The sequence below is a fragment of the Paenibacillus sp. IHBB 3054 genome, from assembly GCF_051594305.1.
Lineage (GTDB): Bacteria > Bacillota > Bacilli > Paenibacillales > Paenibacillaceae > Paenibacillus_AQ.
The window spans coordinates 44,555-55,323 of record NZ_JBOFBG010000049.1 but is presented as its reverse complement, the minus strand read 5'-3'; the positions used below and the strand labels follow the sequence as shown (position 1 = coordinate 55,323).

Below are 10,769 nucleotides of genomic sequence, written 5' to 3'. Positions count from 1 at the left end.
ATTTCTTACAACTAAAATTGGCGAAAGCAACGTTTTGCCCAAATCACGCCTAAATAATTGTACAGAATACAGCTATCTCCTACTGCTCCAAAATGCTGGTTTTTAGGTGTATGAGATGCAGTTAAAGAAAACGGGAAACTGATAGCCCGTCGGAATTATTGCTGGTGGTGAAAAGGGCAGGCCATCTCCGCCGCTGGATGTCCAGGTTCAGCAGGAGTTTCTTCGCTCTGATGCTCCATGATGTCCAGGCCCGCCGCAGTCGCAGAACTGGTATGCCCCGCGCCATCTCGCCTACCTTCCTGTGCACCTTCTTGCATACCCTCCTGAGTACCTTCTTGCGTACCCACCTGCATACCTTCTCGCGTACCTTCCAGCGCCACTCCCTGGATACCTTCTCGGGTACCTTCCTGCGTACCTTCCAGCGCCACTCCCTGCGCACCTTCTCGCGCACCCTCCAGTGCCCCCTCATGCGCACCTTCTCGCGTACCCTCCAGCGCGTCCTCCTGCACACCTTCCAGCATACCTTTTTGCATACCATCCGCTTCCTCCAGCCACCCTGCATAAGCAGAACTTTGGTAGACCAGGCGCGGGCTGAGGTTAAGCTCTTTCAGCTTGTTGTCATTCCAGATTGGCGTAGCCGAGGGTGACATCGGCGGGATCAGCCAATGCCATTTGCCGGATACTTCCCGCCCCCGCTGCTTCTCCTGCTTCTGAAAGCGGACGAACTGATCGGCAGCGGTATGATGATCCACTATGCTTACTCCGGCTAGCTTGTAGGAATGCAATACGGCACGGTTAAGCTCCAGCAGAGCCCTATCCTTCCAAAGCGAAGTATTGGTCGAACGGTCCAGTCCAAGCAGATCCGCTACAGCCGGCAGCCGGTTATAGCGACCGGTATCACCAAGATTGCGGGAACCGATCTCCGTTTCCATATACCAGCCGTTAAAAGGAGCAGCCGTATACCGGATCCCGCCAATTTCCAGCTGCATGTCCGAAACGATCGGCACCGAATACCAGCGCAGCCCAAGCTCCGGGAAACATTCGATTTCCGGATGGGTTAGCGGTACCTCCTGCACGATTCCCTTAGGAATAGGGAAAAGGCACGGCTGTTCATCGCCGATACTGATTACGAGCGGCAGCACATCGAAGTCGCCGCCGGTCCCTTGCCAGCCAAGCTTCCGGCAGAGCGAGGTAAAAGCATCGGACGCTGGGTCGCCAGCGCGCGGATCTTCTGCATTCCCGGGATACCCGGCATAACGGATCAGTTGATGATTCCAGATACGGATCACTTTCGCAGGATCTTCACCGCTGCGGAACACGGTCATCACCGGACGGATGCGTCCTCCGTTATTGGCCCGCTCCATGTGGGCCAGCAGCGCTTCGGCCACCTCCTCTGCGGTTTCCTTCCCACGTGCGTCTATCACCTCAAGCGTATGCCAGAACAGACGCCCGATGCAGCGGCTGTTATGCCGCCACGCCATCCTTGCTCCATGTGTCAGCTCTTCTTCGGTATGCCTATAGGTACCGCTTTGCAGCACTTCTTCACGTATGGCCGACATCCGTTCAAGGATCTCAGGCTCGGATTTCTCCAGCTCCCCGTAGCATAACCGGATGAACGATTCGGCCTGATCTATTAAGTCTTCGCGCAAAACTCCGCAGTCATTATTCCCCATACCGTCCACTCCCTTGCTTGATCCGGTTCTGCCGGATGTTCGTGATATTTTTCTCAAAGCGGGATGAATTTGTATTCCTGTGTCCCTGAAGTTAATAGCATAATCATAGTAACTCCTGCGGGAATAAGCAAGAATCGGACAGGCTGTGGACAATGAGACTCAGGCGATCCTTTGAATGCTTATATGCAGGAGACCAGCCAGCTCATAAAAATATAAACTGAAAAAAACCTAATTTTGTATATTATAGTATGGAACCTTCAGTTGGCATTATGTAGATTTCAGGAGAGGGGAGCAAGCTATATGTTAGGATTTAATGTTAAAATAGGAATCTGGAGTGATACATATGAGCAAATATGGGATGTACGCTAAATTTACTGCACAACCCGGCAAACGCGATGCTTTGGCAGAAATCTTGCTGGAAAGCGCGGCGGCTGCTGAGACTGTCGAAGAGTGTGAGCTTTACATCATCAATTTCTCGGAGACTGAACCGGATATTCTCTGGGTTACCGAGGTATGGAGCAATCCGGAGGCGCATGCGGCCTCGCTCAGCCTGGAAGCTACCAAAGCGGCTATCCAGCGCGCCATGCCGCTGATTGCCGGTGTGGAGTCCACAAAGCTCAAGCCTGTAGGAGGCAAAGGGCTGTCGTTTAATTAAAACGCAGACGAACCTTTAGTGAAGAATATAAAAGGCAATAAGCGTAGCCTGCGACGGCCGCATTCATTGCCTTTTTAGCGTATCTCGACTCAGCTATTCAAAAAATATCTATAGCCATTGATCTATTCCATTTCAGCCAGCCTGGCGATAATTCTACGCTTGCGGTACAGCATCCGCGCTGCCTCAGCCACATCCTCCAGCGCCTTCCGGTTAAGATATGCGCCAAAAAACATCCCGGCGACGGGAACGGCCTGCAGCATCTTTTTCCAGCCCCAGTTATCGCGGTATACCGTAATAACCTCCTTCCAGCCCTGGATCTTGGAGACGGCAGCATTCGTTCCGGGGGTGATATCGCCGTTGCCTCCGGCCTGCAGATTCAGCTCCTGCAAAATCGTCCGTTTCCCCACAATATCCGAAGACGCGAACTGCATCACCTTCACCGTAAAAATCCGTTCCGCCTTGTCCGTAGGATTATAGCCATAGCATAGACCGATTTCCTGAATGACCTTCAGCGACAGGCCCAAGATAGCGGGAATATCGGCAGCAAGCGTGAAGAAACCCCCGAACCCGGTTGTAGCCCCTTGCGCCGTTGCTACATTCCGGCTGCTCTGACTCAGCTTCAGTGCGGCTTCATCCATAACAGCGAGCGGAAACGGTCCCTTCTCGCTTCCCCCGGCAGCCCGGCTGGACGACTCCAGGAGCGAGCCCACTTTACGTCCAGCCACCAGATAGTTACCCCCGTTCTGGATATAACTGCCCAGTTCATCCAGCAGCTTGCCCAGCTTCTCGTGTATCACCTTTGGCGTGATTTTGTCCAATAGCTTGAACGGCAAGCGGGTGATCCGGTCCCAAATCATCAGCTTATTCTGCTCTTTTTCCCATTTCACAATTACGGCAAGCGCGGCCTGCAGCTCCGCAGCCTTTTCAAAGCGTTGCAAGCCTTCAGCAATTTCCGGCATAGGGTAACCTCCTAAAAGTTTTGTGAGCGTTACTTCACTGAGTTTACTTCGTACAAAACTTGCTTCGAAAGCATACGCTTAGTTTTGTGAGCATTGCTTCACTGGTCTACTTCGTACAAAACTGACTTCTGGACATACACTTAGTTTTGTGAGCGTTATACATTGGGTACAGTTACGCCTTAATTCAAAATTATTCACTTAGAAAGTTCTACGCTCCAGGAGAGCTGTCGGTTTCGCATAGGACCGAGCAAGTCTGAGTGTGACAGACCGTCTCTTAACTTTATAACCGAATTTACGGCTATTGATTGCCCTCATCCTACTATTCGTTTCCCGGGTCATGCCAAACAGGCATTTCCGGAGAGTCACCGGAAATGCCTGCGGCTGCACATACTGCCTAGGAAACACCATCATTGAGCTGGGCTCCTAATCCTTAATCCGGCTCTGCTGCTCTTCCAGAGCGGCTAACCTTTCCTTCTCATCCTTTAGTCTTTCCTCGGTTAGATCAACACCATGGCCGCCGACCGAGCCCTCCGGGGCATGCTGGACTGCATTCTCGGCATGCTCCAGACTATTCTCGGCTTGGGCAAGAGTCTGTTCATTAGGATGGCTTAAAGCCTGCGTTACTGAGTTATGCAGCTTGGTCACAGAATCTTGCGCCTGGTCCACCGTGCTGTTCGTCCGCAAACTGGATTCATAGTGCCTCATAAGTTGAATACTCCCCCTTCTGTCACGCTTTCCGATCCTCTTTAGCATGGATAAGGGGAGGTTTTCTTATGCACAATATCTACATCAGGAACATGGCGACAATCGTCGTCGCCGAGAGGCCCAGCAGCACCGGCTTCAGGTTCCGCCGGGCCAGCTCGAACGGGCTGACGCCGCAGATGGCGGCTGCCGGAATGAGCGCCCACGGAATCAGCGTGCCGCCGCCGACCCAGATGGCGGCCACCTGTCCAAGGGCGGTCAAGGTCGCCGCGCCGGAATGGATCGCGGCGGCAAACATCTGGGCAATCGGGCCGACCAGCGAGATGCCGGAAAAACCGGAGCCGTCAAGGCCAGTGATCGCGCCGATCACCGTTAATGTTACGGCTCCTACCGCGCCATTCAGCGGAACGTGATCTGCAAGGGCGACGCCAAGATCATTCACGATGCCGTGCGAGCCGCCGGGCAGCGTGTTCCCAAACAGCTCGGTGAAGGCCGAATCACCGAGATAAAAGAAGGCCGCGATGGGGATGACCGGGCCAAATACTTTAAAACCAAAGACAAATCCCTCGATCAGGTAAGAAGTGATTTTCTCCAGCCCCTGGTTATGATGGGCCAGCAAAGTGATCGTAATCAGGATCAGCACGGCGGTTCCGCCAACCAGGGCCGTAGCATCTCCACCCTGCAGGTCAAGGATAAACATCGCGACTACATCGAGCAGGAACAGCAGGGGGATGGCGATAGCCAGCCCTTTTTTCAGACCGGGGCTCATCAATACCGGAGCTGTATCCTCCGCTCCTGCTGACAACGGGCCTGAAGAACCTTTGACCGACACCAGCCCGTCTCTCCAGGTTCCATTTCTCTGATCTCTGCGCATCATCCAGAACGCCGTGACCGTAGTGACCAGTCCCATCACTATAACAAGCGGTAGGCTCGCCTCCATAACACTAGACACCGGAAGGCCAGCGGCATCTGCGGTCAGTTTCGGTGCCCCCTGAATTATATAATCACCGGATAAGGCAATCCCGTGGCCGAATAGATTCATCGCCATCGCTGCGCCAAGGACGGGCAGACCCACCCGGACAGCCACCGGGAGCAGTACGGCCCCGACCAGCGCCACCGCTGGTGAAGGCCAGAAGAAGAGCGAGGTAACCATCATAATCAGCCCGATCCCCCAGTAGGCCATGGCCGGCGTTCGCAGGAACTGGGTAAGCGGAGCCACCATCATTTCATTAATGCCTGTAACCATCAGTATCCGGCTCATGGCCACAATAATGGAGATGATCATAATTGTGCTCATCAGCTCTTTGGTCGCATAGACAAATGAATTGAAGATTCCTGACACCGAACCGCTGAGCGTACTTGTTGCAAGCAGCCCCAGGGCAAAAATTCCGGTCACACAAATCATCGTTGTATCGCGCCGCCTGATCAGCAGCGTCATAATAAACACAATAAAGACCAGATACACCCAGTGAACCGCGGATAACTGAATGCTCATCATCTTTGGCGCCCCCTTTCCTCCTCAAGCAAGATGGTGCTATATGCTATGCGGAGGGTTGGGCTATTGTTCTACTACACCTTGTCTGACTTACTGTTTCTGATCAGCAAACTCAGCTTTAGCAAATCCCTGGAGGACAAAGCTCTGATGGCAGCAGGAAGCGCCGGCTCCCCTGGCTGGGTAACAGGCTGCTTCCCGTACCCTCCCGGCATGGCCGATTCGGTTTCACTCCGCGCTACTGCAGCAATATGTGCCTGCTCCGCTTTTTCCTTTTGCTTGTCTGCCTCGATTCGTCTGCCTCTCTCCACATCCTCGGGAGAGGCTACCGATGCAGACCAAACTGTATATGTACCATCTTTGTGTATAATCAGACTGTGCCCTGTCACTGTGACCCCATGCATCTCTTCCATCTGGGCCAGACTCTTCAAATCTTCATGGATATAGCTATCAATATAACCGTAAACCCTCTTCTTTATGGAAGGGTCCTTGCTCATTAGATGCAGAATGTTCGGTGCCACCACCACTTCCTGCAGGCTGCCGCTTGTACCTCGCTTGGTAATGTCCTTATCATCTGCCGGAATGGTTTCGATACTGACTGTAAAGTCGTAAATATCCCTAATCTTCTGCGCCTGTTCCTCAGTCATAGCCGTAACTGAAGCCAAGGTTTCAGAGAAGCCAAGGGAGGGCGCTGCTGCGGTATCCCTGATCTTGGACTGCGGTGGTCTTTTTATTGAGCTTCGCTGAACTCTGGATATTGAAATGTTCATTCAGCATTCCTCCTTCCTGCATAAACAATGCACTATACCCTATTTATCGGCGCATAAGAAAGAGTTATTAAACCGTGCAAGCTCCACGCAAAATCTAAAAGAAATCCCTACAGTCCAGTCGTAACTGCGCTGAATCCGCAAAAAAAAACCACCCCGGCGGTTAGCCGAAATGGTTCATTCAGAAAAGTATTGGGGAAACTCATTTCCCCAAGGCGCTGCTGGCAGCATCTTCACCGCCAAGACGGCCGGAAGTGAATGAATAGCCGATGCCGACACCGTTACCCACATAGGTATCGTTGAACAACACGCCTTCCGACTCCAGTCCGACAGCGTACAGACCTTTAACAGGCACACGTTTGTCGTTCAACACCTGGAACTGGGTATTGACGAGCAATCCGCCGACAGAGCCCAAGTTGTTGATCTCGGCAATAATCGCATAGTACGGACCGCTTTCTCCCATAGGAAGCAGATAGTCCTTCGCTTTGCCGAATTCAGTATCCACGCCTGTCTTGGTCGCTTCCTGGTATTTGCTGAAGGCCTCTGCGAATACAGCCGCGTCCATTCCGGAATTTTTAGCCAACTCTTCAATGGTGCTGCCTTTATAGCCATCTCCATTCTCTACCATGGAGTCAAAGACTATGTCCGCATCCTTCCAAGGGTTCTCCAGCGTGAACTGCTTCGCAAATGTTGCGTAGAATTCCGGCGGCATTCCCGGCAGACTAGGTGCTTTTACACCATTCATCCCTTTAGCCTTCAAAGCGTCGATCTGTGACTTGGAGACAATCACATAATGATAAGCACCGTTAAATGCACTCGTATTGGCAGCTGCCACTGCGGTAAGCGTAGCCGCTTCGTCTCTGAATCTCGCCCCGGATGAGCCTACATTCATAAAGTTCGGCAGGTAGGAGAGCATCAGCGGGTAGCTGGCCTCAAACGGCTCATATTGTGTCTTCAGCTTCTCTGTTGCTCTGGCCAGCGTCTGGTGCAGCATTTGTCCGCCGAAGTTATCAGGAACCTTGGCCCCGGCAGCCCAGGACATTTCCAGGCCTTCTCCGATATTCTGGCCGAGTCCGCCGTTTACGCCCTCAAACCCGAAGGCTTCCTTAACCATTTCCTTGTTGGCGGCATAACCGCCGGTGGCCATCACGATGCTTTTGCCGGTAATCTCCAGCGTTGTACCGTCTGCCTTCTCGGCTACTACACCGGTCACTTCTCCATTACTACCTGTAATCAGCTTCTTGGCCGTAGTTTCTGTGATCACCTGTCCGCCTTTTTTCTCCACCGATTCTGCGAGCATGGCCCGGAGCAGGTCCTGGCGGGTCTCGTAGGCCGGAAGCATATGCAGCTGTTCACCTGCGAAATTGATAAAGGTGGTTTTGTAGCCTTTTTGATTCAGCCAATCATAGGTATCCCCGGACTTCGTCACATACTGGCGGATGGCCGCCGCGTCCACACGCCAATGGTTATTGACGATCCAGTCGGAAATTTCTTTCTCCACACTGATCTTAAGCCCGCTGCTGACGGCAGCCGAAGAATTGTAGAATTTACCCGCCCAGGATAAATTGCTCGCTCCGCCGATCGTTGCCGTCTTCTCGATAATAATGACCTTTGCACCTTTATCCGCTGCGGATACCGCCGCAGACACGCCAGAGGCTCCCGCGCCCACAACGACAACATCGGCGGCCAGCTGTTCTGTCTTGCCTTCGCCCGCTTTGGCCACAGTTCTGGATTTGAAGGCTTCCACATTTCCGCCTGCCTGCTTCAGCGCATCCTCAACAGCGGTCAGAATCGCTGTGCTGGATTCGGAAGCGCCGCTGACGGCATCAATGGCCAAGGTTTGGCCGGCTATGATTTCTTCCTTCACTTTATTGATAGCTTCAACGCCGATGCCTGCCGTCTCATTCTGGCTTACGACCTGAATGTCCGTAATCTTCTGGGCTGCGTCCAGTGTAACTTCCACCTGAACCTTGCCGTCTTTGCCATCAGCTTCCGCCTTGTAGGTTCCCGCTTTGAAAGAAGCCGGGATTTCATTGGAATCGGCTGTTGGCTGCGTCGCTTCAGGTGATGCAGACGGCTGCTCCGAAGCGGCCGGCTCACTCGAATTGCCGCTGCAGCCTCCGATGATCGACAGGATCATAACCAGGCACAGCGATAACATGAACATTTTGGTGATGGATAGCTTGCGCATTGCTTATTTGCCCCCAGTATAGTTTTGTGGCCGTCCTTATTTCTCTTTTCTCGGACCGCCCATGCGTATGTCCAGAGTGTAAACCTTGGTGCAGCACCAAGGTCAATGAATTATATGTGAAACTTTTCTCAAAGTGGGGGATAAAACGGGCAACCCTCTGCTTTTTGACGCAGCAGTCAGGTTGTCATCCAATGGGCAGGTTCAGATAGGAATATTAATCTCCAGATAGGTTTTGTTCGTTCCGCTCCTTCGTTCCGTGAACAGGATTTTTCCGATAATATCACCCGTGATGGCATAGCGGTGCTCTTCGGCATAATCCAGCATGAATTGAAAAGCACTCCGCTCGATGTACTCTTCACAAGAGGTAGCAATCACCGAAGATATGCAGGTCGCCGGCTGAAGATATTCAACACTTTCATTCAGGCCCACCTCAAGCTTCTCCTGATCCTCCTCCAGCAAAGCCAAGCCCCAGCTGTAATCCAGCTCCGCGCTCCCGTAGATACTTTCCGTATTTTCAATCCGGAAGGAATAGAACGTAAAGGGCAGCAGCTCCATCCAGGCTTGGACCGTTCTTTTCAGGCAATCCTTCTGCAGCAAATGATTTTTGTTCGTCTGTTGGATTCTGTATATTCCCGGAAGATGCTTGATCCGGCACTTATAGAAAGAATGGCTGATCACCTTCAGTTCCTTATGGATCTCATTGATCTTGTTCAGCAGCATCGTGCTGCGCCTGATTTCCGCCTCCAATTGCAGCTGCGCGGCGGCGATCGACTCCACTACCTGCTCCGAAGGCGCATCATTAATCAGCTCGGCGACATCCTGAAGCGGAATCTGCATACTGCGGTACCACCGGCTGGACAACAGATTCCGGGCATCCAAATCATCGAAATAACGGTAGTTGTTATGATGATCCTTCATTGGTCTGACAATATCATGCTTCTCATACAGCCGCAGCGTATCAGCCGTTATTCCCAGAATGGATGCGAACTCGCCGATTGAATATTTCATGAAATCCCCCCAGTTTTGTCGAAATTTATATTTTATATCCTTAATGATAAGGGGTTTTGACGGGAGCCTTTGTGGGTTATATCACATCGACATATTTCTCACACCGTAGAGCAGAAATCGGACTTTTCCAGTCGCCGCCGCCAATAGCATCGTTTATACTAGAATTTACTAGAGAACGTAATCAGCGGAGGAGATTTCATGCCTATGAATCTAACAGAAAAGGTGGCAGCCCTCCCTTTATCGCCCGGAGTCTATCTGATGAAGGACAGCCTCGGCCATATCATCTATGTCGGCAAAGCCAAGCAGTTGAGGAAAAGGGTTCAGTCCTACTTCTACAATTCCAAGGGGCATTCTCCCAAGGTAAACCGGCTGGTCAGCAACATCAGGGATCTTGAATATAGGGTGACCGATACGGAATTTGAAGCCTTTATGCTGGAGTGCCAGCTCATCAAGGAAATTAAGCCGATGTACAATAAAAAAATGAAAAATCCGCTCGCCTACACCTACATCACCATTCGCAATGATACCGCCTACCGGCAGCTCGAAGTGGGCTATGATCCAGGACAGGCTGAGAACAGCCTATCCTTTGGTCCCTTTACCAGCAGAAGCACGGTGGAACGGGCGGTGCAAGGCATTAAGGAATGCCAGAAGATCCTCTGCAGCAGTCCGCATGCCAAACAGACGCTCTGTCTCAACCATTCTCTGGGCCTATGCATCGGGATGTGTGGAGGCGGAGAAGCGCTGGAGAAATACAATGGCATTATCGACCGGATCATCGCCCTGCTGAATGGAGAGGACACGGGTATCCTTGAGGATCTGGAGCGGCGAATGGATGAGGCGGCGGAGAGATATGATTTCGAGGAGGCGGCCAAATATCGCGACTATGTCGGGGCTGTCCAGTCCCTGCTTCAGAAGGAGAAGGTTACCCGCTTCACGTCAGAGAACCAGAACATCGTCGTCCTGGAACCGGTAAACGAACAACTTCTAAAGCTTATTCTGATTAAAGGCAGCCGCATTCTCTTCCGGGCCAAGCTGGAAACCGGACATCCGGATATGGCGCAGCTGCAGGCCGGCATCCAATCCGCTATTGCCGAGACCTTCACCCAGTTGACACCGGAACCGCCGGAAGCGGTCAACCGCCATAAAATTGACGAAGCTCAAATCATCTACAGCTATTTAAAAAGCAATTCCGGCAGTTACATCCTTGTTCCCCAGGAGTTGCTTCATCCAGAGCATCAATCGTCTCTTCGTGAGGCGGTGCGTGAACTGCTGGAGAATTATTTCAAGCTGTAACAAAAACGGCTGAATGTAATCGTCGGAGT

The 10,769-nt window shown here is 52.1% G+C and carries 9 protein-coding genes; 2 read left to right on the top strand and 7 right to left on the bottom strand.

Annotated elements, in window-relative coordinates; translation table 11 throughout:
* Positions 1-155: 155 nt before the first annotated feature.
* Complete coding sequence (locus ACQ76X_RS32055) at positions 156-1,673, bottom strand: nitric oxide synthase oxygenase (protein ID WP_438497809.1); 1,518 nt, start codon at positions 1,671-1,673, stop codon at positions 156-158.
* Between the two features lie 343 nt (positions 1,674-2,016).
* Here ACQ76X_RS32055 and ACQ76X_RS32050 point away from each other — a divergent pair, with 343 nt between their 5' ends.
* Positions 2,017-2,328, top strand: a complete 312-nt coding sequence (locus ACQ76X_RS32050) for a putative quinol monooxygenase (RefSeq protein ID WP_340896028.1) — start codon at positions 2,017-2,019, stop codon at positions 2,326-2,328.
* A gap of 122 nt (positions 2,329-2,450) precedes the next feature.
* Here ACQ76X_RS32050 and ACQ76X_RS32045 read toward each other — a convergent pair whose 3' ends face one another.
* The 6 genes from ACQ76X_RS32045 to ACQ76X_RS32020 all read right to left on the bottom strand — a co-directional run bounded on the left by ACQ76X_RS32045 (position 2,451) and on the right by ACQ76X_RS32020 (position 9,447).
* Entirely contained in the window at positions 2,451-3,287 is an 837-nt protein-coding gene (locus ACQ76X_RS32045; RefSeq protein ID WP_438497808.1) for an EcsC family protein, read from the bottom strand.
* 423 nt (positions 3,288-3,710) lie between these two features.
* Positions 3,711-3,992, bottom strand: coding sequence for a hypothetical protein (locus ACQ76X_RS32040; protein ID WP_438497806.1), 282 nt, complete (start codon positions 3,990-3,992; stop codon positions 3,711-3,713).
* 79 nt (positions 3,993-4,071) lie between these two features.
* Positions 4,072-5,484 (bottom strand): hypothetical protein, encoded by a 1,413-nt coding sequence (locus tag ACQ76X_RS32035; protein WP_438497811.1) that lies wholly within the window; start codon positions 5,482-5,484, stop codon positions 4,072-4,074.
* Positions 5,485-5,558: 74 nt separating this feature from the next.
* Complete coding sequence (locus ACQ76X_RS32030; RefSeq protein WP_438497805.1) at positions 5,559-6,251, bottom strand: DUF6033 family protein; 693 nt, start codon at positions 6,249-6,251, stop codon at positions 5,559-5,561.
* 199 nt (positions 6,252-6,450) lie between these two features.
* Complete coding sequence (locus ACQ76X_RS32025; protein ID WP_438497804.1) at positions 6,451-8,439, bottom strand: FAD-binding protein; 1,989 nt, start codon at positions 8,437-8,439, stop codon at positions 6,451-6,453.
* A 201-nt stretch (positions 8,440-8,640) separates the two neighbouring features.
* The gene (locus ACQ76X_RS32020; RefSeq protein WP_438497803.1) at positions 8,641-9,447 is read right to left on the bottom strand and encodes a MerR family transcriptional regulator; all 807 of its coding nucleotides are present in this window, start codon (positions 9,445-9,447) and stop codon (positions 8,641-8,643) included.
* Positions 9,448-9,651: 204 nt separating this feature from the next.
* Between ACQ76X_RS32020 and ACQ76X_RS32015 the strand changes: the two genes are divergently transcribed.
* Positions 9,652-10,740 carry a UvrB/UvrC motif-containing protein gene (locus ACQ76X_RS32015; RefSeq protein ID WP_438497802.1) on the top strand — a complete coding sequence of 363 codons (1,089 nt, stop codon included), beginning with the start codon at positions 9,652-9,654 and terminating at the stop codon, positions 10,738-10,740.
* The last annotated feature ends 29 nt before the right edge of the window (positions 10,741-10,769 follow it).